This window comes from Leifsonia shinshuensis, assembly GCF_014217625.1.
Lineage (GTDB): Bacteria > Actinomycetota > Actinomycetes > Actinomycetales > Microbacteriaceae > Leifsonia > Leifsonia shinshuensis_A.
The window spans coordinates 380,581-406,106 of sequence record NZ_CP043641.1 but is presented as its reverse complement, the minus strand read 5'-3'; the positions used below and the strand labels follow the sequence as shown (position 1 = coordinate 406,106).

General features: G+C 71.5%; 21 protein-coding genes. 11 read left to right on the top strand and 10 right to left on the bottom strand.

Annotated elements, in window-relative coordinates:
* The first annotated feature begins 24 nt into the window (after positions 1–24).
* Complete coding sequence (locus F1C12_RS01955) at positions 25–1,467, top strand: arabinofuranosidase catalytic domain-containing protein (RefSeq protein ID WP_185277196.1); 1,443 nt, start codon at positions 25–27, stop codon at positions 1,465–1,467.
* Positions 1,468–1,515: 48 nt separating this feature from the next.
* Here F1C12_RS01955 and F1C12_RS01950 read toward each other — a convergent pair whose 3' ends face one another.
* Positions 1,516–1,824 carry a thioredoxin family protein gene (locus F1C12_RS01950; RefSeq protein WP_185277195.1) on the bottom strand — a complete coding sequence of 103 codons (309 nt, stop codon included), beginning with the start codon at positions 1,822–1,824 and terminating at the stop codon, positions 1,516–1,518.
* 66 nt (positions 1,825–1,890) lie between these two features.
* Between F1C12_RS01950 and F1C12_RS01945 the strand changes: the two genes are divergently transcribed.
* Positions 1,891–3,066 carry a MalY/PatB family protein gene (locus F1C12_RS01945; RefSeq protein ID WP_185277194.1) on the top strand — a complete coding sequence of 392 codons (1,176 nt, stop codon included), beginning with the start codon at positions 1,891–1,893 and terminating at the stop codon, positions 3,064–3,066.
* 151 nt (positions 3,067–3,217) lie between these two features.
* Here F1C12_RS01945 and F1C12_RS01940 read toward each other — a convergent pair whose 3' ends face one another.
* The 5 genes from F1C12_RS01940 to zapE all read right to left on the bottom strand — a co-directional run bounded on the left by F1C12_RS01940 (position 3,218) and on the right by zapE (position 8,913).
* On the bottom strand, positions 3,218–4,510 hold the full coding sequence (locus F1C12_RS01940) for an O-acetylhomoserine aminocarboxypropyltransferase/cysteine synthase family protein (RefSeq protein ID WP_185277193.1): 1,293 nt from the start codon (positions 4,508–4,510) through the stop codon (positions 3,218–3,220).
* Between the two features lie 65 nt (positions 4,511–4,575).
* Entirely contained in the window at positions 4,576–5,109 is a 534-nt protein-coding gene (locus tag F1C12_RS01935) for a type II toxin-antitoxin system PemK/MazF family toxin (RefSeq protein ID WP_185277192.1), read from the bottom strand.
* Positions 5,051–6,268, bottom strand: a complete 1,218-nt coding sequence (locus tag F1C12_RS01930; RefSeq protein WP_185277191.1) for an ammonium transporter — start codon at positions 6,266–6,268, stop codon at positions 5,051–5,053. Before F1C12_RS01930 ends, F1C12_RS01935 begins: the two co-directional genes overlap by 59 nt.
* 105 nt (positions 6,269–6,373) lie before the next feature.
* Positions 6,374–7,648, bottom strand: coding sequence for an ammonium transporter (locus F1C12_RS01925; RefSeq protein ID WP_185277190.1), 1,275 nt, complete (start codon positions 7,646–7,648; stop codon positions 6,374–6,376).
* Positions 7,649–7,857: 209 nt separating this feature from the next.
* Entirely contained in the window at positions 7,858–8,913 is a 1,056-nt protein-coding gene (zapE, locus tag F1C12_RS01920; RefSeq protein WP_185277189.1) for a cell division protein ZapE, read from the bottom strand.
* Between the two features lie 128 nt (positions 8,914–9,041).
* On the opposite strand from zapE, the gene F1C12_RS01915 reads away from it, so the two are divergent.
* Together F1C12_RS01915 and F1C12_RS01910 are read left to right on the top strand one after the other, a co-directional pair.
* Positions 9,042–9,941, top strand: coding sequence for a sulfurtransferase (locus F1C12_RS01915; RefSeq protein WP_185277188.1), 900 nt, complete (start codon positions 9,042–9,044; stop codon positions 9,939–9,941).
* A 34-nt stretch (positions 9,942–9,975) separates the two neighbouring features.
* The gene (locus tag F1C12_RS01910; RefSeq protein ID WP_185277187.1) at positions 9,976–10,410 is read left to right on the top strand and encodes a SufE family protein; all 435 of its coding nucleotides are present in this window, start codon (positions 9,976–9,978) and stop codon (positions 10,408–10,410) included.
* A gap of 1 nt (position 10,411) precedes the next feature.
* Here the strand turns inward: F1C12_RS01910 and F1C12_RS01905 are convergent, their stop codons facing one another.
* Both F1C12_RS01905 and F1C12_RS01900 read right to left on the bottom strand, forming a co-directional pair.
* Positions 10,412–11,470: a S66 family peptidase gene (locus F1C12_RS01905; RefSeq protein ID WP_219732673.1), complete on the bottom strand. Its 1,059-nt coding sequence runs from the start codon at positions 11,468–11,470 to the stop codon at positions 10,412–10,414.
* Positions 11,467–12,660: an alpha/beta hydrolase family protein gene (locus F1C12_RS01900; RefSeq protein WP_185277186.1), complete on the bottom strand. Its 1,194-nt coding sequence runs from the start codon at positions 12,658–12,660 to the stop codon at positions 11,467–11,469. The genes F1C12_RS01905 and F1C12_RS01900 overlap by 4 nt, the downstream gene beginning before the upstream one ends.
* A 101-nt stretch (positions 12,661–12,761) precedes the next feature.
* Between F1C12_RS01900 and F1C12_RS01895 the strand changes: the two genes are divergently transcribed.
* The 6 genes from F1C12_RS01895 to F1C12_RS01870 all read left to right on the top strand — a co-directional run bounded on the left by F1C12_RS01895 (position 12,762) and on the right by F1C12_RS01870 (position 20,905).
* Positions 12,762–13,358: a DUF3000 domain-containing protein gene (locus F1C12_RS01895; RefSeq protein WP_185277185.1), complete on the top strand. Its 597-nt coding sequence runs from the start codon at positions 12,762–12,764 to the stop codon at positions 13,356–13,358.
* Positions 13,351–14,547: an HRDC domain-containing protein gene (locus F1C12_RS01890; RefSeq protein ID WP_185277184.1), complete on the top strand. Its 1,197-nt coding sequence runs from the start codon at positions 13,351–13,353 to the stop codon at positions 14,545–14,547. The genes F1C12_RS01895 and F1C12_RS01890 overlap by 8 nt, the downstream gene beginning before the upstream one ends.
* Before the next feature lie 72 nt (positions 14,548–14,619).
* Positions 14,620–15,828 (top strand): thiolase family protein, encoded by a 1,209-nt coding sequence (locus F1C12_RS01885; protein WP_185277183.1) that lies wholly within the window; start codon positions 14,620–14,622, stop codon positions 15,826–15,828.
* A 7-nt stretch (positions 15,829–15,835) separates the two neighbouring features.
* Positions 15,836–17,995 carry a 3-hydroxyacyl-CoA dehydrogenase NAD-binding domain-containing protein gene (locus F1C12_RS01880; protein WP_185277182.1) on the top strand — a complete coding sequence of 720 codons (2,160 nt, stop codon included), beginning with the start codon at positions 15,836–15,838 and terminating at the stop codon, positions 17,993–17,995.
* Positions 17,996–18,153: 158 nt separating this feature from the next.
* Entirely contained in the window at positions 18,154–19,605 is a 1,452-nt protein-coding gene (locus tag F1C12_RS01875) for a basic amino acid/polyamine antiporter (protein WP_308457999.1), read from the top strand.
* Between the two features lie 58 nt (positions 19,606–19,663).
* The gene (locus tag F1C12_RS01870) at positions 19,664–20,905 is read left to right on the top strand and encodes an arginine deiminase (RefSeq protein ID WP_185277181.1); all 1,242 of its coding nucleotides are present in this window, start codon (positions 19,664–19,666) and stop codon (positions 20,903–20,905) included.
* Between the two features lie 24 nt (positions 20,906–20,929).
* Here the strand turns inward: F1C12_RS01870 and F1C12_RS01865 are convergent, their stop codons facing one another.
* Complete coding sequence (locus tag F1C12_RS01865; RefSeq protein WP_185278725.1) at positions 20,930–21,826, bottom strand: formylglycine-generating enzyme family protein; 897 nt, start codon at positions 21,824–21,826, stop codon at positions 20,930–20,932.
* 18 nt (positions 21,827–21,844) lie between these two features.
* Entirely contained in the window at positions 21,845–22,465 is a 621-nt protein-coding gene (locus F1C12_RS01860; protein ID WP_185277180.1) for a TetR/AcrR family transcriptional regulator, read from the bottom strand.
* A 106-nt stretch (positions 22,466–22,571) separates the two neighbouring features.
* Here F1C12_RS01860 and F1C12_RS01855 point away from each other — a divergent pair, with 106 nt between their 5' ends.
* Positions 22,572–25,526 (top strand): glycoside hydrolase family 2 TIM barrel-domain containing protein, encoded by a 2,955-nt coding sequence (locus tag F1C12_RS01855; protein ID WP_185277179.1) that lies wholly within the window; start codon positions 22,572–22,574, stop codon positions 25,524–25,526.

Sequence of the window (25,526 nt, the reverse complement as noted above, 5' to 3'; positions counted from 1 at the left end):
AGTCGCGCCACAGAAAGGGGCACCATGAAACGATTCCGGAACCTCCTCCGCCACCGAGGATGGCCCGCCGCGCTCGGCGCTCTCGCCCTCACCGCGCTCGCGCTCGTCGCCGTACCGCAGAGCGCGACCGCCGCCACGTCGCTCCCGTGCGACCTGTACGGCTCCGCCTCCACCCCGTGCGTCGCCGCGTACAGCTCGGTGCGCGCGCTCTATGCCGGGTACAGCGGCAGCCTGTACCAGGTGGCGCGCGCCTCCGACAGCCACACCCTGAACATCGGGGTGCTGAGCGCGGGAGGCTATGCGAACGCCGCGGCGCAGGACACGTTCTGCGCCGGCACCACCTGTACGATCACCGTCGTCTACGACCAGTCGCCCCGGCACAACGACCTCACCATCGAGGGGCCGGGCGCGCAGGGCGGTCAGGACGTCGGCGCCATCGCGGACCTCCTCCCGGTGACGGTGAACGGGCACGAGGCGTACGGCATCCTCATGCAGCCGGGTGTCGGCTACCGGCACACCAGCGGCGCCGGCGTCGCGACCGGCTCGCAGCCGGAGTCGATGTACATGGTCGGCAGCGGCACGAACGTCAACGACAAGTGCTGCTCGGACTTCGGCAACGCCGAGGTCCAGGAGCTCGACACCGGCGCCGGCCACATGGACGCGCTCAACATCTCGGTGCGCAACGCCGCGGGCAGCTACGGCAACGGCCCGTGGATCGCTGCCGACCTGGAGAACGGCCTCTACAAGGGCGCCACGCTCACCGACGACTCCAACCACGGCAACAGCAGCGACTTCGTCACGGCCGTGCTGAAGAACAACGGGACCACGAGCTTCGCGCTCAAGGGCGGGGACTCCCAGTCCGGCGCACTGACCACCTGGTACGACGGACCGTTGCCGGCGGGAGGCTACGCCCCCATGCACCTGGAGGGCTCCATCGTGCTCGGCACCGGCGGTGACGACAGCAACCGCGGCACGGGCTCGTTCTTCGAGGGCGCGATGACCGCGGGCTACGCCCCTGACACGACCGACGCCGCCATCCAGGCGAACATCGTCGCGACGAACTACGCGGGCTACAGCCGCGGCGGCGTGCAGATCGTCGGCAAGGGCGGCCTGTGCGTGGATCCGTCGGGGAACGACACCGGAGGCAACGGCGAGCAGGTGCAGCTGAACACCTGCGATGCCACGTCGCTCGACCAGAGGTGGGTGCTCAACCCGAACGACTCGCTCAGCACGGTCGGCGCCTGCCTCGACATCATGGGCAACAGCACGGTGAAGGGCACGAAGGTCCAGTTGTGGACCTGCAACTCGGCCGGCGGCCAGGTCTGGGTCCCGCAGTCGAACGGGTCGCTGCTCAACCCGCAGTCCGGGCTGTGCCTGGACGACCCGGGCGGGAGCGTGACGCCGGGCACGCAGCTGCAGATCTACACCTGCAACGGTCTGCCGGCGCAGCAGTTCCCGATCCGGTGAGGTGACGGTCTCCGGGGGCGGGTGTCCGTCCCCGGAGGTCCGGCGGCGTCAGGCGGGGAGCGCCCGCAGCGCCGCCACCAGCTGCCCGGTGTCCGGCATCCCGCGCAGCCCGGCCGGAGTGACGTACACGCGGCAGGCCAGCTCCTGGACGGGCTCGGCCACCGGGAAGAGGTCGGCGCCGTCCACGACGATCGTGGGCGACCCGGCGAACGCCGTGCCGACCAGGTCGGCGGAGGTCTCCAGGAAGCGGTACTCCACCGGCGCGTCCATCCCGGCCTCGGCGAGCGCGACCTCCAGCCGTGCTCCGGCCTCCCGCCAGCTCGGGCATTCCTGGATGTGCAGCACCTCGACGCGCATAGCCCAACCTTACGTTCCATGACACGCCCGGATGCGCTCGTGGCCGCGTTGCCGCATCCTGGGGCGATGAGCTTCGCACCGGCCCGGCCCCTGGAGCAGCTCTTCGCGTCCCGGTCGAGCATCAAGTGGCGCCGCTACCCGGCGGACGTCCTGCCGGTCTTCGTCGCCGAGATGGACTTCGACGTCGAGCCGGCCATCCTCGACCGCGTCGCCGGGACCCTCCGCAACTCGGACACCGGCTACCTCGACTCGGCCGGCCCGCTCGCGCCTGCCTTCGCCGACTTCGCCTGGAGCTCGTGGTCGTGGGGCGTCGACCCGGAGTGGGTGCACCTGGCCACCGACGTGACCGTTGGCGTGGTCGAGACGCTGCGGCTCGTGCTGCCGGAGTCCGGCGGCCGCGTGGTGCTCACGCCTCCGGTCTACCCGCCGTTCTTCGAGATGATCGAGGAGGCCGACGCCGTCGCGATCACGGTCCCGCTGCGCGAGGAGGCCGGCTGGACACTCGACCTCGACGGGCTGGAGGCCGCCTTCGCCGCGGGAGCCGACGCGATGCTGCTTTGCAACCCGCAGAACCCGACCGGGCGATGTCACAGCAGGCGCACCCTGGAGGCGCTCGCCCGTCTCGCCGCCCGCTACGGGGTGTTCGTCGTCAGCGACGAGGTGCACGCCCCGCTCGCCCACCCGGGCGTCCGCTTCACGCCGTTCGCGCCCGTCGCCCGGGCCGCCGGCGCCCGCGCCGTCACGGTGACCTCCGCCAGCAAGGCGTGGAACCTCGCCGGTCTCAAGTGCGCGGTCATCGTCGCCGCCGAGCCCGCCACCGCCGGCCTGCTCACCCGGCTGCCGGAGGAGCTGGCCGCCCGCACGAGCATCCTCGGCCTGCACGCCAACGTCGCAGCCCTGTCCTGCCTGCGCTGGCGCGACGGGCTGCTGGAGCAGCTCGTGACGAACCTCCGGCTGCTGGAGTCCGAGCTCGCCGCGCACGCGCCGTCGGTGCGGGTGATCCGGCCCGACGCCGGCTACCTGGCCTGGCTGGACTTCCGGGACACCGGTCTCGGCGACGACCCCGCCCGCGTGCTCATCGACACCGGCCGCGTCGCACTCAACTCCGGCCTCGCGTTCGGCGAGCAGGGCCGCGGCTTCGCCCGCATCAACCTCGCCTGCGACCCGAGCACGGTGGTGGAGGCCGTCCGCCGCATCGCTGCGACCGTCGCCGCCGCAGCGCCGGCGCTCGCCCCCGCCTGACGCGCCCGCGCGATTCGTGCCGAATCGCGCGAAACCGCCGCGCTTTCGCAACATTCGTCACGAATGTGCCCCACGTTCCTTCCACACGATTCGGCGCGAATCGCGCGAATAGCGCGCGCATTCGCGACATTCGTGACGAATGTCGCGGGGGCTACGCTTCGAGGGCCTGCTGCAGGTCCGCGATGATGTCGCGGGGGCTTTCGATGCCGATCGACAGCCGGACGAGGCCCGGCGTGATCCCGGCGTCCAGCCGCTCCTCCTCGGTGAGCTTGGCGTGGATGGTGCTGCCCAGGTGGATCGCGAGCGTGCGCACGTCGCCGATGTGCGTCATCGGGCTGACCAGGCGCAGCGCGTCCAGGAACCGCTGGGCCGCCTCCCTGCCGCCGGCGAGCTCGATCGAGACGATGGAGCCCGCCCCGAGCGGCAGATAGCGCGACGCGAGCGCGTGGTACGGGTCCCCCGCGAGCCCCGGGTAGAACACGCGCGCCACCTCCGGACGCCCGGCCAGGAACTCGGCCACGGCCTGCGCGTTGGCGACGTGCCGGTCCATCCGCACCGACAGCGTCTCGATGCCGTGCAGGAGCAGGAAGGTGCTGAGCGGTGGCACGGTCGGCCCGTACTCCAGCACGATCACCGTCCGCAGGTAGGCGAGGTACGCCCCGGCGCCGAACCGCTCCACGAACGACGCTACGCCCGGCCGCGGCGGCTCGGTGAGCTGCGGGAAACGGTCGGCGTGCGCGGACCAGTCGAACCGGCCGCCGTCGACCACCGCTCCCCCGATGACCGACCCGTGACCGGACAGCCACTTGGAGGTCGAGTGCACGACGATGTCGGCGCCGTCCTCGATCGGCCGCCACAGGTACGGCGTCGGCACGGTGTTGTCGACGATCAGCGGCACCCCGGCCTCGTGCGCGATCCCGGCCAGCCGCGCGATGTCGACCACCTGGTTGAGCGGGTTCGGCAGCGTCTCGGTGTACACGGCCTTCGTGTTCTGGCGGAACCGCGCCGCCCACTCCGCCTCGCTCGCGTCGTCGTCCACGTACTCGAACGCGATCCCCTGCCGCTTCAGGACGCCGCGGAACATCTCCCGGGTCCCCTCGTACAGCGATCGCGTCGCGAGGATGTGGTCGCCCGCCTCGGCGAGCGCGTTGATCGCCGCGGCGATGGCGGCCTGGCCGCTGGAGACCACGATGCCGTCGACGCCGCCCTCCAGGTCCGCGATCCTGCGCCCGGCGACAGAGTTGGTCGGGTTGTCGTTGCGCGAATAGGCGCGGTAGCGGCTGCGGCCGGCGAAGCGGTCCTCGCCGTCCGCGAAGTCGTCGAAGACGTAGCCGGCGGTCTGGTAGATCGGGGTGACCCTGGCGCGGGTCTCGGCGTCGACCACCGCTCCGGCGTGGATCTGCCGGGTCTCGAAGTCGAGCGGGCGCGAACAGTCGTCAGGCATGCGGCCACTGTAGTGACGCGGGCCGGGACGTGTGCACTCCCGGTTCACCGTTCGTCACGCAGCGGTCAGCTCCAGCCGTACAGCTTCCGCAGCGCGTCGCGGACGGTCGCGAACCGGCGCGCGTCGAGCGCGGCGGCCTCCCGGCGCATCCCGGTGCGGTGGACCCGGAACACCCGGTCGAGCCGGACGAAGCTCGGCCTCCCCTGCCCGTCCCAGTCCCCCGCGCCGATCGCGAGGTACTCGGGACGGCCGGGGTGCGCCTGGCTGGTCAGCGCGACCGCGATCAGGCTCCCGGACGGCTCGGCCGCCACCACGAGCACCGGCCGGTCCTTGCCGCGGCCGTCGTTCTCCTCGTACGGGACCCACGTCCAGACGATCTCGCCGGGGTCCGGCTCGCCGTCGGTCTTCGGGTTGTAGGAGGTGCGGAGGCCCTTCAGCCGGCGGGGGTCGACCTGGATCGTCGCGTCGACGCCCGAGCGGCCCGGCTCGACGCCGGCGACGCGTCCGGTGCGGGCCGGCGCGAACCGGGAGAGCTGCCGCTCAGTCTTCCGCGCCGCCGGTCGGAACAGTCGCGCGATCGCGTCGAGGAGTCGGCTCATTCGTGGCACGATAGCGGATCCGCGTGAGCCCCAGCGTGAAGCGCAGCGCGAGCGCGAGCAGCAGCGACACCAGGAAGGAGCCGATCAGCACCGAGAAGCCCGCGATCGCCTGGGCCGTGAACAGGTCGAAGTTGCCACTGTCCACCATCCCGCCGCCCGCGGCGAACAGCCCGAGGTACAGGAGGCCGACCATGCTCGCGACCGTCACGATCACGATGAGCGCCATGGAGGCCCCGAAGCGCGCCCGGGCCGCCAGGTCGACCATCGTCGCGCACGCGAGCGCGGCGATCACGCCGAGCAGCAGCGACCAGCCGACGGTCAGCACCCCCGCGGCTGGCGTGATCGCGACCAGCCCGGAGAAGGCGCCGCACAGCGCGCTCACCGCCGTCGGCCGGCGCAGCAGCACCCGGTCGACGACCATCCAGGCCAGGCAGCCTCCCGCGGAGGCGATGAAGGCGTTGATCGCGATCAGGCCGGTGTAGGAGTCCACCGCGCCCTCCGACCCGACCACCAGCCCGAGCCAACCGACCCAGACCAGCGTCCCGCCGATCGCGATGGCCGGGAAGCTGCGCTGCTCCGGCGGCCGGTGCTCTCCGCGGCCGCACGCCAGGATGACGCCGGCCGCCGCGGCCCCGGCCGCCACCCCGAGGGGCAGTGCTCCCCCGAAGTCGATGACGCCGAGCACCCCGGTCGCCCAGCCGTCGTCCAGAGCGAAGACGGCGTAGCCCGCCGGGTACAGCACAAGCAGCGACCAGAGCACGATGAACACCAGCCAGGCGCGGAGCGTGATCCGCGACGCGACCGCGACACCCACGATCGCGACCGAGACGGACGCCGCCGCGAGGATCGAGCCCGCCTTTGCCAGCGCGTACAGGTCGAGATGGTGCGACGCCGCGCCGAAGCCGGTGGCGAGGTCGGCCGACGGAGCGCCGAGCACGTGCGCCAGCCACGGTGTCCCTGCGAGCATCCCGTAGCCGCCGAGCATCCCGAGCAGGACCGTCGCCGCCGTCCCGGTGAGCGCGAACGTCAGGGCGCGGGAGGTCGTGGAGCGTCCGCCGAGGCCGCCGACGAAGAACGCGAGGCCGAACGGGACCAGCAGCGTGAGCGCTCCGCAGACGAACAGCAGCAGGGTGTCGACCTGCTCGCTCGTCGCGGCCATCCCGCTCCCTTCCGCCTCGATGCAAGGATCACCCTAGCGGCACGCGGAACGGGGCGCCGCCCGCAGGCGGCACCCCGTTCGCGGATGCTCGATGGTGCGAGTCGGTCAGACCGTCTCGAGCGAGTAGCCTTCCTCGCCGTGCACCACGGTGTCGACGCCGGCCAGCTCGTCCTCGTTCTTGATCCGGAAGCCCATCGTCTTCTGGATGACCCAGCCGATCGCGTAGGCCAGGACGAAGGAGTAGATCAGGACGCTGAACGCGCCGACCGCCTGAGCGCCGAGCTGGAGGAGGCTGCCGCCGTACCAGAGGCTGGAGAACGGCTTCGTGGGGTCGCCGTCGATGTGGGTGAAGCCGAAGATGCCGATCCACAGCGTTCCGATGATGCCGCCGATGAGGTGGATGCCGACCACGTCGAGCGAGTCGTCGAAGCCGAGCTTGAACTTGAGGTCGATCGCGACGGCGCAGACCGCGCCGGCGACCAGGCCGAGCAGGATCGCGAAGCCCGGGGTCAGGATGTTACAGGCCGGGGTGATCGCGACCAGACCGGCGACCGCTCCGGACGCCGCGCCGATGGAGGTCGGCTTGCCGTCCTTGATCTTCTCGACGATCAGCCAGCCGATGGTCGCTGCGGCCGGGGCGGCGAGGGTGTTGATCCAGGCGATCGCGGCGACGCCGTCGACCGCGGCCTCCGAACCGGCGTTGAAGCCGAACCAGCCGAACCACAGCAGCGCGGCGCCGAGGAGCGTCAGCGGCACGTTGTGCGGCTTGCTCATGCCCTTCTGGAATCCGACGCGCTTGCCGAGCACCAGGGCGAGGGCGAGGCCCGCCGCACCGGCGTTGATGTGCACCGCGGTGCCGCCGGCGAAGTCGTTGACGTGGAGGACGGAGGCGATCCAGCCCTGCGACAGGTTGAACACCCAGAACGCGACCGGGAAGTAGACGATCGTGACCCAGACGCCGGCGAAGACCATCCACGCGCCGAACTTGGCACGGTCGGCGATCGCGCCGGAGATCAGGGCGACCGTGATGATGGCGAACGTGGCCTGGAAGCCGGCGAACGCGAGGCCGCCGAGGTCGGGCGTCATCCCGTCCTTGCCCATCAGGCTGCTGAGGAACCAGTCCGGCGTGCCGAGCACGTGCGGGATGAGCGGCGTGCCGAACGCGAGACCGTAGCCGTAGACGACCCAGAGCACGCCGACGATGGCCATCGCGCCGAAGCTCATCATCATCATGGACACGACGCTCTTCGCGCGGACCATGCCGCCGTAGAAGAAGGCGACGCCGGGCGTCATCAGCAGGACGAGGGCTGCGGCGACGAGCAGCCACAGGGAGTTCACGGTCCCTGTCGTTGCGTAGTCCGCTGCTGTGTGCAACACCATGCGAGTCTCCACCTCTCTTTGCGACGCCCTGGGGATGGGGTTCGGACTCATCGGAGCCGGATCGGGCGCTTCGGGGTGGAGCCAGTCTGATCGCGGGAGGTTTCGGCTGCGGGATGCGCGTGTTTCGCGGGTGTTACGCATCCCGGCACTGTGTAAACAGTCTGTTTCGCCGGTCTGCGAATCCGCGGCACGGCCGCAGGGAGTGCGCGCTACTCGTCGTGCGGCGGCAGCTCGCCCGCGGTGAGGGCGATCATGCGGGAGACCGAGCGGAGGTACTTCTTGCGGTAGCCGCCGCCCAGCATCTCGTCGTCGAAGACCTCGCTGAGCGCAGTGCCGGTCTGCACGATCGGGATCTCCGCGTCGTACACGCGGTCCACGAACGCGACGAGGCGGAGGGCCGCCATCTGGTCGTGCAGCACGTGCACGTCGGCCAGGCCGATGACATCCACGCCGTCCAGCATCTTGATGTAGCGCGACGGGTGCACCGTGGCGAGGTGGGCGATGAGGCCGTCGAAGGTGTCGCTCGTCGCCGTCTCGCCGCGCGCGGTGAGGGCCGCGAGCACGCGGTCGTACTCCGCCGCGTCGACGCTGACCGCCTGGCCGGAGGTGTCGCGGCGGCGGTAGTCGAGGCCGTCGATGCGCAGGGTCTGGAAGTTGGCGGACAGCGACTGGATCTCGCGCAGGAAGTCGCTGGCGGCGAAGCGGCCCTCGCCGAGCGCGTTCGGCGGCGTGTTGCTCGTGGCTGCGATGCGGGTCCCGGAGGCGACCAGCTCGCCCAGCATGCGCGTCATCATCATGGTGTCGCCCGGGTCGTCCAGCTCGAACTCGTCGATGCAGATCAGGGTCGACCCGCGCAGCAGCTCGACCGCGCCGGCGTAGCCGAGCGCGCCGACCAGGGCGGTGTACTCGATGAACGTGCCGAAGTACTTCGGGCCGGGAGCCTCGTGCCAGAGCGCCGCGAGGAGGTGCGTCTTGCCGACGCCGAACCCGCCGTCCAGGTAGACGCCCGGCTTCATGGCCTCGACCTTGCGGCGGCTGCGGCTGAACAGGCCGGCCGGGCGCTGCGGCTCCCACGACTTGGCGAACAGCTTCAGCGTGGCGACGGCCTCCGACTGCGACGGGTAGTCGTGGTCCGGCCGGTACGACTCGAAGGTGGCGTGCTCGAACTGCGACGGCGGGACCAGGCTCGCCGCGATCTCGGCGCCGGTGATCGCCGGCGAGCGGTCCGCGAGGCGGGGCAGGGCTCCGGTCGTCTCGATCGTCATGTCTGGATGCGCACCTTTGTAGTGTGAAGAAGTGTTGACGGAAGCGTCGTCACCCGCCGCGCGCCGCGTAGCCTGGAGTCCGGCCCGCGATTTCGCAGGCTCCCAGCCTAACCCGGAGGATCAGCAGCATGGCCATCGCCCCCGACCCGTCGACCGACTTCTCCGGCTACGCGCACCCCGAACGCCTGGTGAGCACCGGCTGGCTGGCCGAGCACCTCGGCGAGCCCGGTCTGGCCGTCGTGGAGTCGGACGAGGACGTGCTGCTGTACGACACCGGCCACATCCCCGGCTCGGTCAAGATCGACTGGCACACCGACCTCAACGACCCGGTCGTCCGCGACTACGTCAGCCCGCAAGCGTTCGCGGAACTGCTCGGCGCCAAGGGCATCGCCCGTGACACCACCGTCGTCATCTACGGCGACAAGAACAACTGGTGGGCCGCCTACGCGCTCTGGGTGTTCACGCTGTTCGGCCACGAAGACGTGAGGCTGCTCGACGGCGGCCGGGACAAGTGGATCGCGGAGGGCCGCGAGCTCACCCGCGAGGTGCCGACGCCCGCCGCGGTCGAGTATCCGGTCGTGGAGCGCGACGACCACACCATCCGCGCGTTCAAGGAGGACGTGCTGGCGCACTTGGGCAAGCCTCTGATCGACGTCCGCTCCCCCGAGGAGTACAGCGGCGAGCGCACCGAGATCCCCGGCTATCCCACTGAGGGCGCCCTCCGCGGGGGCCACATCCCGTCCGCCGCCTCGGTGCCGTGGGCGCGCGCCGCCGCGCCCGACGCGACGTTCAAGCGCCGTGCCGACCTGGAGGCGATCTACCTCGGCGACGCGGGCCTGAAGCCCGGGGACGAGGTGGTCGCCTACTGCCGCATCGGCGAGCGCTCCAGCCACACCTGGTTCGTGCTCACGCATCTGCTCGGCTTCGAGAACGTCCGCAACTACGACGGCTCGTGGACGGAGTGGGGCTCGGCGGTGCGCGTGCCGATCGTGACGGGGACGGAGCCGGGCGAGGTCCCGGCACGCTGACCCTGCCGTCGTCCCGCGAAGGTAGCCTTTAAGAATGACCGCCCTCACCGGCACGCTCGCCGAGATCCGCGACGACTTCCAGGCGCTGGAGCAGAACGACCGTCTGCAGCTGCTGCTGGAGTTCTCCGACGAGCTGCCCGACCTCCCGGAGCGCTACCGCGACCACCCCGACCTGCTGGAGCGGGTCGAGGAGTGCCAGGCGCCGGTCTTCATCTTCGTGGAGGTGGACGAGCACGACATCGTCCACCTCTACGCCACGGCCCCGCAGGAGGCCCCCACCACCCGCGGTTTCGCGTCGATCCTGGTCCAGGGCCTCGCGGGGCTCACGGCGGACGAGGTGCTGGCCGTCCCTGACGACTTCCCGAACACGCTCGGCCTGACCCAGGCGGTGTCGCCGCTGCGCATCCGCGGGATGTCGGCGCTGCTGGGGCGGACCAAGCGGCAGGTGCGGGCGAAGGTGGCGGCGTAGCTCAGCGCCGGTAGTCGGCGACGACCCGGCGGCTCTCGCCGTCGAGGGTGATCCGCCCGCCGTACGGCACGACCCACTGCGGCGACGTGTGCCCGAACGGCACGCCCACGCACACCACCGCGTCCGGGTTGTACTCGGCGACCGTCTCGATCACCGCGTCGCGCTGCGCCTCCCGCAGCCGCCGCCGCTCGGCCGCGTCGGGCCGGTGCTCGAACGTGCTCACCGGGGGCCGCGCCGCGAGCACGCCCGCCAGCGGCGCGAGGAGGCCGCGCTCACCCAGGGCGCGCAGGGTGTAGCGCACCCAGTGCGCGGGCGGCGTCAGCTCGCTCGTCTCCAGCAGCAGCACCGCACCCTCCAGCGCCGACGGCGGGAACGGGAAGCGGTCGGCGAGCAGGATCCAGTCCACCACCTCCAGGCAGCCGCCCCAGGTCGTCCCGGTGACGCTGCGCGCGGGCCCGGCCCAGGCGAAGCCGTCGGTCGGCTCGCGCTCCCCGGTCTGGGTGAGGGCACGCGGGTCGCCCCAGTCGGCGCCGAAGTCCTCCGACTCCCCCGGGTCGGTCAGCTCGATCGGGTCTCCGCCGAGCAGCGCGGCCCGCAGCGAGCGCGCGTGGATGTCGTGGACGCGCGGTCCCGGCCCCAAGTTCACCTGCGTGCTGCCGCCGTAGAAGCCGCCGACGCCCGCCGACCATAGCCAGTTGAGCAGGCTGGTGTTGTCGCTGTAGCCGACGAACGGCTTCGGGTCGGCCCGCACCGCCTCCCGGTCGAGGTGCGGGATCAGCCGGATCTGGTCGTCGCCGCCGATGGTCGCCAGCACCGCCCGGATGTCCGGATCGGCGAAGGCCGCATTGATGTCGCGGGCGCGCTCCTCCGGCGTCGCGCCGAGCTGCCGCGTGGTCGGATACTCCACCGGCACCAGTCCGGTCAGCTCCTCCAGTCTCCGCAGGGCCTGCTCGTGCACCGCCGGCCAGCGCGCCGGCGCCGCGAACGACGGCGACAGCACGGCGACCCGGTCCCCAGGCCTCGCCGCTGGCGGCAGCGCCGGACGATGCGCCGCGCTCACGCCCGCTCGTCCAGCCACTCCCGCACGGCCGCCGTCCACTTCGCCTCGTCGTAGTTCCAGAGCTTGGTGTGCAGCGCGACCGTGAACGGCACGAACGTCACGATGTCGCTGCGCGCCGCGGCGAGCGCGCGGGAGGCGGTGTCCGGCACGAAGCCGTCGTCCTGGCTGTGCAGGATGAGCATCGGGAGGCTGAGGTCGGCGGCGCGCGCCACGAAGTCCATGCTGCGCAGGTCGATCGGCGCGCCCTGGCCGGTGATCGGGCCGCTCCAGTTGGAGGCGATCAGCCGCATCGCGCCCTGGGCGATCGCGTCGGGGAGGCGGAGCATGTTCGCCTGGAACTCCAGCGTGTCGATCCAGTCGACCACCGGGGACTCCAGCACCACCCCGCTGACCAGGTCGAGGTTCTGCGACCGCGTGACGGTCTGCAGCACGACCGCGCCGCCCATCGACCAGCCCATCAGCACGATGGAGCGCGCGCCGTGGTCGGCCGCGTACCGGATGGCGGCGTCGATGTCGCGCCACTCGGTGCCGCCCAGGCCGTAGCGGCGGTCGGCGCTCTCCGGGGCGTCGCCGTCGTTGCGGTAGGAGGCCAGGAGGCACGTGTAGCCCGCGCCGTGGAAGGTCGGAACCGCGCGCAGCCCCTCCTGCCGGGTCGCGCCCCAGCCGTGCACCTGGATGACCCAGCGGTCGCCGGACGCCGGCTCGTCCGCCGGGAACACCCACGCCGGCGCCTGCCCCAGGTCCGTCTCGATCTCCACGCTCTGCACGGGCAGCCCGAGCTCCTCCGGCTCCAGGTAGTAGTAGCCGCTGATCCGCGAACGCCCCGGTCCGAGCTCCCCGAAGTGGATGCGCTCCAGCTCCCTGACCACGCTGCCGTCGCTGGTCTCGATCAACCCGCCGAGCTTGGCGTAGCCCGACTCCGAGCCGAACCACAGGCCGAAGCGCCCGGGCATCGCCGCGTCCGGAGTCCGCTCGAGCGTGATCGTGCCGTGCGCCTCGTCCACGCCGCGCACGAACTCGCGCTGCGGCCGCCGGCGGACGGGCGTGATCACGGTGCGCGCCACCCGCGCCATGGCGTAGGCCGCGGTGGCCGCCGCGACCAGCGCGAGTCCCCCGGCTATCGCCGCGCCGACGCCGACCGCCTTTCCCAACGTGCCGTCTCCGCCCGATCCGCTGCTGGTGGTCGCCATGCCCGACAGCGTAGCCGCGCCCGCGGCCCGCCGCCTTCAGGAGTTCGTCAGGCGGCGTGCCTTACTGTCACGAGCCGCCGAACCCTTCTAGTGTTCGTAACGTGTCGACACCTACCTCGACCCCGCACCTGCCCGGGGCCTACGCGACGGCGCTGGATTCCATCCGCGCCGCGAAGGCGCGGCCGGAGCTCGTGATCACGGAGATCCCGGCTCCCGCTCAGCTCGCGCCGTTCTCCATCGCGCTGGCCGCGGACGTCCGCCCCGCGCGGCACGGCGACGACTCGGACCTCGGCACCGGACGCTTCATCCTGCTCTACGACCCCGACGAGCCGGAGGCCTGGGGCGGCCCGTTCCGCATCGTCTGCTTCGCGCAGGCCCCGCTGGAGACCGACATCGGGCTCGACCCGTTCCTCGCCGACGTGGCGTGGTCGTGGCTGGTCGACGCGCTCGACGCGCGCCACGCCAAGTACACCGCCGCCAGCGGCACCGCCACCAAGATCATCTCGACCGGCTTCGGCGAGCTCGCCGCCCAGGGCGACGGCGCCCAGATCGAGCTGCGCGCCTCCTGGAGCCCGCAGGAGACCGACATCGCCGCCCACGTGGAGGGCTGGGGCGAGCTGCTGTGCATGCTGGCCGGCCTGCCGCCCACCGGCGAAGGGGTGAGCCTGCTGAGCGCGAGAAGGACACCGCGTGGCTGACCATATCGTCATCGACAGCCGCGACGCCTACCGCGAGGCCCTGGACCTGATCGTCGCGGGCGAAGGCCCCATCGCCGTCGACGCCGAGCGCGCCAGCGGCTTCCGCTACTCGCAGCGCGCCTACCTCATCCAGATGTTCCGGCGCGGGTCGGGCACCTTCCTGTTCGACCCGCCCGCGATCGGCCGGTTCGACGAGCTCAACGAGGCGATCGCCGGCGATGAGTGGGTGCTGCACGCCGCCACCCAGGACCTCACCTGCCTGCGCGAGGTCGGCCTCGACCCGGTCAGCATCTTCGACACCGAGCTGGCAGCGCGCCTGCTCGGGATGCCGCGCGTCGGGCTCGGGACCGTCGTGGAGGAGCTGCTCGGCATCCACCTCGCGAAGGAGCACAGCGCCGCCGACTGGTCGACGCGCCCGCTGCCCGAGCCGTGGCTGGACTACGCCGCGCTGGACGTCGAGCTGCTGCCCGACCTCCGGGACGCGATCGCCGGGCTGCTCGTGGAGGCCGGCAAGACCGACATCGCCCGGCAGGAGTTCGCCGACGAGCTCACCCGCGAGCTCGTCGTCCCGCGGCACGAGCCGTGGCGGCGCCTCTCCGGCATCCATTCGATCCGCGGCCTGCGCAACCTCGCGGTCGCCCGCGAGCTGTGGCTGAGCCGCGACGCGCTCGCCCAGCAGCTCGACGTCGCGCCCGGCCGGCTGGTCCCCGACGCCTCGCTGACCGCCGCCGCCAAGGCGATGCCCGACTCCAAACGCGCCCTCGCCGCCATGCGCGAGTTCACCGGCCGCGCCAGCCGCACCGAGCTGGACCGCTGGTGGGGCGCCATCGAGGCCGGCCGCAGCACCGACGACCTCCCCGTGCTGCGCGGCACCGGGGAGAGCCTCCCTCCGCCCCGCGCCTGGGCCGACCGCAACCCGGAGGCCGACGCCCGGCTGAAGGCCGCCCGCGCCGCTCTGACCACCCTCGCCGAGGAGCTCTCGCTGCCGTTGGAGAACCTGCTGACGCCCGACACGCTGCGGCGCGTGGCCTGGACGCCGCCCGCCGAGGTCACCCCGTCGACCGTCGCCGACGCCCTCGCGAAGCACGGCGCGCGACGCTGGCAGATTGAGGCAACCTCACAGGCGATCGCCCAGGCCTTTGTGGAAAGCACCCAAACGCCGCGCGACGCGTCCGAAGCCGCTTCGTAGAAAGAATCAAACGATTCCACTCCGGCGTCGGGGCCTCTTTAGGATCGTCAGCGACCTGATTTGGGAGGCACTGTGGCCGATAGAACGGAAGTCGTGTTCGTCGACGGAGTCCGTACTCCGTTTGGACGTGCGGGCGAAAAAGGGCAGTACTGGAACACCCGCGCGGACGACCTCGTCGTCAAGGCCATGATCGGCCTGCTGGAGCGGAATCCGAACGTGCCCAAGGAGCGCATCGACGATGTCGCGATCGCCGCGACGACGCAGCAGGGCGACCAGGGGCTGACCCTGGGCCGCACGGCGGCGCTGCTCGCCGGACTGCCGAAGTCGGTGCCCGGCTTCGCGATCGACCGGATGTGCGCCGGCGCGATGACCAGCGTCACCACGCTCGGCTCCGGCATCGCGTTCGGCAGCTACGACCTGGTGATCGCCGGCGGCGTCGAGCATATGGGACGCCACCCGATGGGCTTCGGGGCCGACCCGAACCCGCGCTTCCTGTCCGAGCGCATGGTCGCCGAGGACGCGCTCAACATGGGCATGACCGCCGAGCGCATCCACGACCGGTTCCCCGCGCTCACCAAGGAGCGCTCCGACCGGTTCGCCCTCGGCAGCCAGCAGAAGACCGCCGCCGCGTACGCCGCGGGCAAGCTGCAGCCGGACCTGGTGTCCGTCGCCATCCGCTCCGAGCAGGGCTGGGGACTGGCCACGCAGGACGAGGGCATGCGCCCGGAGACCACGATGGAGGGCCTCGCCACGCTGAAGACCCCGTTCCGCCCGCACGGCCGGGTGACCGCGGGCAACGCGTCGCCGCTCACCGACGGCGCCACCGCCAGCCTGCTCGCGTCCTCCGACGCGGTGAAGGAGTTCGGCCTGAAGCCGAAGATGCGGATGGTCAGCTTCGCATTCGCCGGCGTCGAGCCGGAGATCATGGGCATCGGCCCGGTGCCGTCCACCGAGAAGGCGCTCCGCAAGGCCGGCCTCACCATCGACGACATCGGCCTGTTCGAGCTGAACGAGGCGTTCGCGATCCAGGTGCTGTCGTTCCTGGACCACTTCGGCATCGACGACGCCGACCCGCGCGTCAACAAGTGGGGCGGCGCGATCGCGATCGGCCACCCGCTCGCCGCAAGCGGCGTGCGCCTGATGATCCAGCTCGCCCGCCAGTTCGAGGAGCACCCGGAGGTCCGCTACGGCCTCACCGCGATGTGCGTCGGCCTCGGCCAGGGCGGCACCGTGATCTGGGAGAACCCCAACTACGACAAGCGCGCCGCGCGGAAGGGCTGAGCCAGACGTGACCGACTACAGCACCATCGACTTCTCCCCGCTCGTCGAGCTCACCTCCGACGAGGTCGTCACCCACTCCCTCGTGAAGGACGTCCGGCTGCCCAGCGGCAAGACGCTCGCGCTGGTCACGCTCGACAACGGCCGCGACCACACCCGCCCGAACACGATGGGCCCCGCCACGCTCCTGGAGCTGGGCCGGACGTTCGACGCCCTGACCGAGCGCGCGGCGCGCGGCGAGATCGACGCGGTCGCCGTCACCGGCAAGCCGTTCATCCTCGCCGCCGGCGCCGACCTCAGCCGCGTCAGCGACATCCCGAGCGTGGAGGTCGCCAAGCTGCTCCCCCAGCTCGGCCACTATGTGCTCGGCAAGCAGGCGACCTTCGGCGTCCCGTCGTTCGTGTTCACGAACGGCCTCGCACTCGGCGGCGGCGTGGAGATCGGCCTCAACGCCGACTACCGCACCATCGACCGCAACGCGGCGGCGTTCGCGCTGCCCGAGGTGTTCCTCGGCCTCATCCCCGGCTGGGGCGGCGCGACCATCCTGCCGAACCTGATCGGCATCGAGAACGCGCTCAAGGTCGTCGTCGAGAACCCGCTCAAGCAGAACCGGATGCTGAAGCCCCAGGAGGTCTTCGAGCTCGGGATCGCGGACGCGATCTTCGACTCGGCCAACTTCCTCGAGGACTCGCTGCTCTGGGCCGACAAGGTCCTGACCGGCGCCGTCGAGGTCAAGCGCCCGAACGTGCCGGGCAAGGTCGAGCGCATGGTCAAGTGGGACGCCGCCATCGGCATCGCCCGCAAGATGCTGGAGAGCCGCATCGGCACCGTCCCGAAGTCGCCGTACAAGGCCCTCGACCTGCTGAAGGCCGCCAAGTCGAACGACCGCGCCGCCGGCTTCGAGCTGGAGGACGACGCGCTCGCCGAGCTCATCTCCGGCGACCAGTTCCAGGCCAGCATCTATGCCTTCAACCTGGTCCAGAAGCGCGCCAAGCGGCCCGCGGGAGCCCCGGACAAGGCGCTGGCGAAGAAGGTCACCAAGATCGGCGTGATCGGCGCCGGCTACATGGCCAGCCAGTTCGCGCTGCTGTTCGTCCGGCGCCTGCGGGTGCCCGTGGTGATCACGGACCTCGACCAGGCCCACGTCGACAAGGGCGTGGCGTACATCCACGACGAGATCGGGAAGCTCCAGGAGAAGGGCCGGATCTCGCCCGACGAGGCGAACCGCCTGCGTGCCCTGGTGACCGGCACGACCGACAAGGCCGACTTCGCCGACTGCGACTGGGTCATCGAGGCCGTCTTCGAGGAACTGACCGTCAAGCAGAACGTCTTCGCGGAGGTCGAGCAGTACCTCTCCGACGAGGCCGTGCTGGCGACCAACACCTCCTCACTCTCGGTGGAGCAGATCGGCGCGAAGCTGAAGCACCCCGAGCGCCTGGTCGGCTTCCACTTCTTCACCCCGGTCGCGGTCATGCCGCTGATCGAGGTCGTGAAGACGCCGCACACGGACGACTCCACGCTCTCCACGGCGATGGTCACGGCGGCGGCGCTGAAGAAGAACGCCGTCATCACCGCCGACACCCCCGGCTTCGTGGTGAACCGGGTGCTGGCGAAGATCCTCGGTGAGGCCATGCACGCGGTGGACGACGGCACGCCGTTCGACACCGTGGACAAGGCGTTCGCGCCGCTCGGCCTGCCGATGGCGCCCTCCGTGCTGCTCGACCTGGTCGGCCTGAAGGTCGGCGCGCATGTGCTCGACACTCACCACGCGGCCTTCCCCGACCGGTTCTACCGCAGCGAGAACCTGCACCGCCTGGCGGAGCACGGCACGCTGCTGGAGAAGGACTCCAAGGGCAAGGTGAAGGGCCTCGACAAGGGCGCGGCCAAGATCCTGGCCGGCGGCAAGAACCCGTGGAGCGAGCAGGAGATCCTGCGACGGCTCGAGGACGGCCTGGCCGACGAGATCCACCGCATGCTCGTGGACGACCACGTGGTCGAGGCTCCGGAGGACATCGACCTCTGCATGATCCTCGGCGCGGGCTTCCCGTTCCAGATGGGCGGCATCACGCCGTACCTCGACCGGGTGGGCGCGTCCGAGCGGGTCTTCGGAGACACCTTCCAGCACCCGCCGGTGCGCGGCGTCCGCACTCCCGAGAAGGCCGTCGTCTGACCGCCGGCTGACCACGACGCACGGCCGGAACCGCCGGGTACGCAGAATCCTCGCGTACCCGGCGGTTCCGCTTTTTCACCCGCGACGGGTCTTGACCGCGGCGAAAGAGCCTCGTTAGCGTTCATATATCTCACTGGTGTGCGAGGTCGGGGGCTGGCGTGACGGATCAGAAGCAAACTGCGCAGACCGGGCTGTCCACGCCGGCGAAGCTCTCGATGCTCACGATGACCGGCATGGTCGTCGGCAGCATGGTCGGCGCCGGGGTCTTCTCGCTCCCCCGCCGATTCGCGCAGGAGACCGGCGTCGCCGGCGCGCTCATCGCGTGGACGATCGCCGGCGTCGGCATGCTCATGCTCGCCTTCGTCTTCCAGCTGCTGGCCAACCGCAAGCCCAAACTCGACGCCGGCGTCTACGCGTACGCCAAGGCCGGCTTCGGCGAGTACCTCGGCTTCTTCTCCGCGTTCGGCTACTGGGCCAGCGCCTCGGTGGGCCTGGTCTTCTACTGGGTCTTCATCATGTCGACGATCGGCGCCGTCGTCCCGGCGTTCGGCGACGGCGACACCATCCTCGCGATCGCGATCTCCTCGGCCGCGCTCTGGGGGTTCTTCTTCCTCATCCGCCGCGGCATCAAAGAGGCCGCGGCGATCAACCGCATTGTCACGGTCGCGAAGATCGTGCCGATCATCGTGTTCATCCTGCTGGCGCTGTTCGTGCTCAAGCCCGACGTGTTCGCCGCCAACTGGGGCGGCGCCGACTACGCGGGCTCGCTGTTCAACCAGGTCCGCAACACCATGCTGGTCACCGTGTTCGTCTTCCTCGGCGTGGAGGGCGCGAGCACCTACTCCCGGCACGCGAAGCGCCGCCAGGACGTGGGCCGCGCCACCATCCTCGGCTTCGTCAGCGTGTTCGCGGTGTTCGCGTCGGTCACGATCGTCTCCTACGGTGTGCTGCCCATGGGCGAGATCGCGAAGCTCCGGCAGCCGTCGATGGCGGGCGTGCTGGAGGCCGCGGTCGGACCGTGGGGCGCCTGGTTCGTCAGCATCGGCCTCATCGTGTCCGTGCTCGGCGCCTACCTCGCCTGGTCGCTGATGGCGGCCGAGGTGCTGTTCGTCGCCGCCAAGGACCACGACATGCCGCGCTTCCTCGGCCGCTCCAACAGCCAGGACGTCCCCACCGCCGCCCTGCTGCTCACCGCCGTGTTCGTGCAGGCGGTCCTGGTCATCATCTACTTCGCCAACGACGCGCTGAACCTGGCGCTCGACCTGACCAGCGCGCTCACGCTCATCCCGTTCTTCCTCGCCGCCCTGTACGCGCTGAAACTCGTGACCACGCGGGAGACCTACGTGCAGGAGCCGCGCGGCTGGGGCCGGGATCTGGTCGTGACGATCCTCGCGACGATCTACACGGCCTTCCTGCTGTTCGCGGCGGGCCTCACCTTCGTGCTGCTCTCGTTCATCGTCTACGCGCCGGCGACCATCCTGTTCGTCATGGTCCGGCGCGAGCAGGGCAGGAAGCTCTTCAGCGGCCGCGAGCTCATCATCCTCGCCGTCTCGGTGCTCGGCGCGATCGCCGGCATCGTCGCCCTCTCGGTCGGCTGGATCACGCTGTGACGGCACCAGAACACTTCGCTCCGGACAACCACCACGCACGACACGTAAGGGGAACACTGTGACCGACATCGACTTCGGCGTCCACTCGGAGGTCGGGCAGCTCCGGCGCGTGCTCGTCGCTTCGCCCGGGCTCGCGCACCACCGGCTCACGCCGACGAACGCCGACGACCTCCTGTTCGACGACGTGATGTGGGTCGAGAACGCCAAGCGCGACCACGCCGCGTTCGTCGCCGACCTCCGCGCCAACGACGTCGAGGTGCTCGAGCTGCACGCCGTGCTCGCCGAGACCGTCGCGCAGCCCGCGGCGCGAGCCTGGCTGCTCGACCGCAAGGTGGTCCCGAACGAGGTCGGCCTCGGGCTGGTGGAGGGCACCAGGGCGTTCCTGGAGTCGCTGCCCGCCGAGAGGCTGGCGGAGTTCCTGATCGGCGGCCTCTCCACCGCGGACCTGCCCGAGGACTACCGCACCGGCTACATCGCGCTGGCGCGCGAGTCGACGGGCGTCCGCGAGTACCTGATGCCGCCGCTGCCGAACACGCTCTACACGCGCGACACCACGTCCTGGATCTACGGCGGCGTCACCCTCAACCCGCTCTACTGGCCGGCCCGCCACGACGAGACCCTGCTCATGAAGGCGATCTACCTGTTCCACCCGGCGTTCGCGGGCGCCCGGGTGTGGTGGGGCGACCCCGAGCAGGACTGGGGTCAGGCGACTCTGGAGGGCGGCGACGTCATGCCGGTCGGCAACGGCGCGGTGCTCATCGGCATGAGCGAGCGCAGCTCGCGGCAGGCGATCACCCAGACCGCCGCGGCACTCTTCGAAGCCGGCGCGGCCGAGCAGGTCATCGTGGCCGGGATGCCCAAGCTCCGCTCGGCCATGCACCTCGACACCGTGTTCACGTTCGCCGACCGCGACCTCGTGACGCTGTACCCGGCGATCATGGACCGCGTGCACACCTTCACGCTCCGCCCGGGCAGCGGCGGCTCCGTCGACGTGACCGACGAGGGCGGCCGCGCGTTCGTGGACGTGGTCGCCGGCGCGCTGAATCTCCCCCGCCTGCGCGTGATCGAGACCGCGGGCGACAACTACGAGACCGAGCGCCAGCAGTGGGACAGCGGCAACAACGCCGTCGCGCTGCGCCCAGGAGTCGTCTACGCCTACGACCGCAACACGGCCACCAACGAGGCCCTCCGCCGGGCGGGTGTCGAGGTCATCCCGATCGTCGGAGCCGAGCTCGGCCGCGGCCGCGGCGGCGGGCACTGCATGACCTGCCCGCTGCTGCGCGACCCGGTCGACTTCTAGCGGCTCCCGCCGCGCCGTCGCCGGTCAGACGTCGGCGGCGCAGCGGAATCCGATGTGGGTGGTCGCGGTGTCGTCCGCCTGCGGCGAGCGCGCCGCGGGGCGGAAGCGCAGGCAGTAGTCCGGCGAGCACAGGTAGGAGCCGCCCTTCAGCACGCGCCGCGGGATGCGCGATCCCGGCTCGGAGCTCGCCGACGCGAGCAGGTTGACGCGCGCCCCGGCGTCCACGGCCTCCTGGCCGGGCACGACGTGGCGGGGTGCGTAGTAGTCGCTCGTCCACTCCCAGGTGTTGCCGATGATGTCGTAGAGGCCGTAGCCGTTCGCCGGATATGAGCCGACCGGCGCCGTGGTCGCACCGAACCGCCCGCGGTTGTCGTACGGGAACCTCCCGAGCCAGGAGTTCGCCTGCGCCTCGCCGCCCGGGTAGGCCTCCTCGCCCCAGGCGAAGCGCGCTCCGTCGACGCCGCCGCGCGCCGCGAACTCGTGCTCGGCCTCCGTCGGGAGCCGCTTGCCCGCCCAGGCCGCGTAGGCGGACGCGTCCTCGAACGCGACCTGCACGACCGGGTGGTCCATCCGGTCCGCGATGCTGGAGTCCAGGCCCTCCGGGTGCCGCCAGTAGGCGCCCGGCTCCCACCGCCACCACTGCCGCCAGTCCCGCAGGTCCACCGGACCGTCGGTCGCGGTGAACACCATCGCACCCGGCACCAGGTCCTCCGGCGCGACGCCCGGATAGTCGGCCGGGTCCATCGGCCGCTCGGCCACCGTCACGTAGCCGGTCGCATCCACGAACCGGGCGAAGTCCGCGTTGGTGACCGCGTAGCGGTCGATGAGGTAGCCGGCCACGGTGCGTTCATGGACGGGCTGCTCGTCGGGATAGAAGTCGTCGCTCCCCATCCGGAAGGTCCCGCCGTCGATGCGCACCATGTCGTCCACACGGCAACGCTACCGCTCGCCGGGCGCCTCGCCGACCAGCACCAGATCGAGGTAGCCGCGCAGCGCCGCGGCCGCGTCCACCCGCTCGGGCGTGTAGAGCCACTGCAATTGGATGCCCTCCCACAGCGCCACAACCGTCGCGGCGGCGAGCGCCGGTTCCACACCGTCGCGGAGCCGGCCATCTGCGGCGAGCGCGGCGAACTCGCGCTCGTAGGACTCCTGCATGCCCGCGTACCGGCGGAGGAAGTACTCGTGGCCCGGATGGTCGGGACCGGTGGCCTCGGCGGCGAGTACGGAGTACAGGGCGATGAGACCGGGGATGCCCTCGTTGCGCCGCGCCTGGGCGACGATGGCATCGGGGAACGGCAGGTCGTCGCCCCGCCGATTCCACTCGTCGCGGCGCGCGAGCACGGCCAGCAACAGGTCCTCCTTGCCGCCGAAGTGGTGCTGGAGGGTGCTCAGCCCGATGCCCGCCGCCGCCGCGATCTCGCGCAGCGAGCTGCCGTGGTAGCCGCGGGTGGCGAACACGCGGTACGCCTCGTCGACGATCTGCTGCCGCCGCTCCGCGGACTTGGCGTACGGTCCCCGCCGTCGCGCTGGATCGCCGGTCCCATCGTCGGTTCCGCCCACACGCGCCTCCAAATAGGCCAGTCCATCAAATTAGGTCAGTCGAACCATTTTCGACTACGGTCGATGCTAACTCTCCCACGCCGTCGTGATCGCCCAAGGAGCATCCGTGCCGTCTCCCGTCCACCTCGCCGACACCGCACCCTCCTCGGGAGCCCTCCGCGCGCCCCGGTCGTGGCTGCACTCCGACGCCCCCGCCCTCTCGTTGAACGGCGATTGGCGGTTCCGGCTCTCCCCCACCGCCGACCTCCCCGACGACCTCGCGCAGCCGGAGCTGGACGACGACGGCTGGGACACCCTCCCCGTCCCCGCGCACTGGGTCCTGCACGGCGACGGCCGCTACGGGCGTCCGATCTACACGAACGTGCAGTACCCGTTCCCCATCGAGCCGCCGTTCGTGCCCGACGAGAATCCCACCGGCGACTACCGGCGCCGGTTCGACCTCCCGGGTGAGTGGCCCGCGGACGCCCGCGTGGTCCTGCGCTTCGACGGCGTCGAGTCGCTCTACCGGGTGTGGCTGAACGGCGTTGAGGTCGGCTCCGCGAGCGGCAGCCGGCTCGCCCACGAGTTCGACGTGACCGAGCACCTGCGCGCCGACGGCAATCTGCTCGCCGTGCGGGTGCACCAGTGGTCCGCCGCGAGCTACCTCGAGGACCAGGACCAGTGGTGGCTGCCCGGCATCTTCCGCGACGTGACCCTCTCGGCGCGTCCGGCCGACGGGATCGAGGACGTCTGGCTGCGCACGGCCTTCGCGGACGGCGCGGGCGCCATCCTCCCGGAGGTCACCGCGACGGAGGACGCCTTCCCGGTCACGCTGCGCCTGCCCGAGCTCGGCGTGGAGGTCGTCTGGACGGCGCCCGCCGACGTGGCTCCCGTCGAGGTCGGCCCGGTCGAGCCCTGGACCGCCGAGACCCCGCGCCTCTACGACGCCACTGTCGCCTCGCGCGGCGAGTCCGTCACCCTGCGCCTCGGCTTCCGCACCGTCGAGATCTGCGGCGACCGCTTCCTCGTGAACGGCCGGCGCGTGGTCTTCCACGGCATGAACCGGCACGAGACGCACCCCGAGCGCGGCCGGGTGTTCGACGAGGAGCACGCCCGCGCCGACCTGATCCGGATGAAGCGGTTCAACGTGAACGCCATCCGCACCAGCCACTATCCGCCGCACCCGCGCCTCCTCGACCTCGCCGACGAGCTGGGGTTCTGGGTGATCCTGGAGTGCGACCTGGAGACGCACGGGTTCGAGAAGGCCGGTTGGCGGGACAACCCCAGCGACGACCCGCGCTGGCGCGACGCGTACCTCGACCGGATCCGGCGCACGGTCGAGCGGGACAAGAACCATCCCGCGATCGTGCTGTGGTCGCTCGGCAACGAGTCAGGGACCGGCGCGAACCTCGCGGCCATGTCCGCCTGGGTGCACGACCGCGACCCCGAGCGTCCCGTGCACTACGAGGGCGATTACACGGGCGAGTACACCGACGTCTACTCGCGCATGTACTCCTCCGTCCCGGAGACCGAGCAGATCGGCACGGACGGCTCGTTCGCGCCGCTGCTCGGCTGCACACCGGCGCAGGGCGCCCGCCAGCGGACCAAGCCGTTCCTGCTGTGCGAGTACGCGCACGCGATGGGCAACGGCCCGGGCGCCCTCGACCAGTACGAGGCGCTGGTGGACGCGCACCCGCGGCTGCACGGCGGGTTCGTCTGGGAGTGGCGCGATCACGGCATCCTCACCCGCACCTCCGACGGCACGCCGTTCTACGCGTACGGCGGCGATTTCGGGGAGGTCGTCCACGACGGCAACTTCGTGATGGACGGCATGGTGCTGTCGGACGACGTCCCGACGCCCGGCCTGCACGAGTTCGCGGCCGTGGCGCAGCCGGTCGCCCTCGCGTTCGACGGCGACGCGCTGGTCGTCACGAACCGGCGGCACAGCGCGAGCACCGCCGACCTCGCCCTGCGCTGGACGGTCGAGCACGACGGGCGCGCGGCGACCTCCGGGACCCTCGACCTCCCCGTGCTGGAGGCCGGCGACTCGACGCGCGTGCCGCTGCCCGCCGTCCCGGTCGCCGACGGCGCCGAGACCTGGCTCACCGTGACGGCCGAGCTCGCCGGCGACACCGCCTGGGCTCCGGCCGGCCACGTCGTGGCGCGGGCGCAGCTCGACCGGTCGGCTGCTCGGCCGCCGCGGCCCGCGGGCCGAATCCTGGACTGGCGGGAGGCCGACGGCACCCTCACGCTCGGCCCCGCGGCCTTCGAGCACGGCCGGCTGGTCTCCCTCGCCGGCCGGGCCGTCGCAGGCCCCCGGCTGGAGCTGTTCCGCGCGCCCACCGACAACGACGAGGGCTCCGGCTACGGCGACCTCGCGCTCAGCGACGCGAGCGCGCTCGGCGTCTCCAGCGCGCAGCTCTGGCGCGAGCAGGGCCTCGACCGGCTCACCCATCGGCTGGTGTCGGTGCAGGAGGCCGAGGACGGCCTCCGCACGCTCACCCGGGTCTCCGCGGCGAACAGCGTGCACTCCGTCACCGTGCAGACCGTCTGGACGCTGACCGACGGCGTCCTCGACCTTCGGGTGGACATCGAGCCGTCCACCGGCTGGCCCAGCGTGTGGCCGCGGATCGGGGTGCGCTTCGACCTCCCCGACCGCGACGGCGTCGTGGCGGGCGCCGAGTGGTTCGGAACCGGCCCGCTGGAGTCGTACCCAGACAGCACGCGCGCCGCGTACGTCGGCCGGTTCCGCGCCACGGTGGCCGAGCTGAACGTCGAGTACGCCCGGCCCCAGGAGACCGGGCACCGCTCGGCCGTGCGCGAGGTCGAGCTGGGCGCGTTCGGCTTCGCCGCCCTCCCGGACGGCCGCGGCCGGCTCCCGGGATTCTCGCTCTCCCGGCACACGCCGCAGCAGGTCGCCGCGGCCGGCCACCCGCACGAGCTGCCGGAGTCGGACACCACCTACCTGTTCGTGGACGCCGCCCAGCACGGTCTCGGCTCGCGCGCGTGCGGGCCGGATGTCTGGCCGGAGTCCGCCCTCCGGCCGGAGGCCCGCACGCTGCGGCTGCGGTTCAGGGTGTGA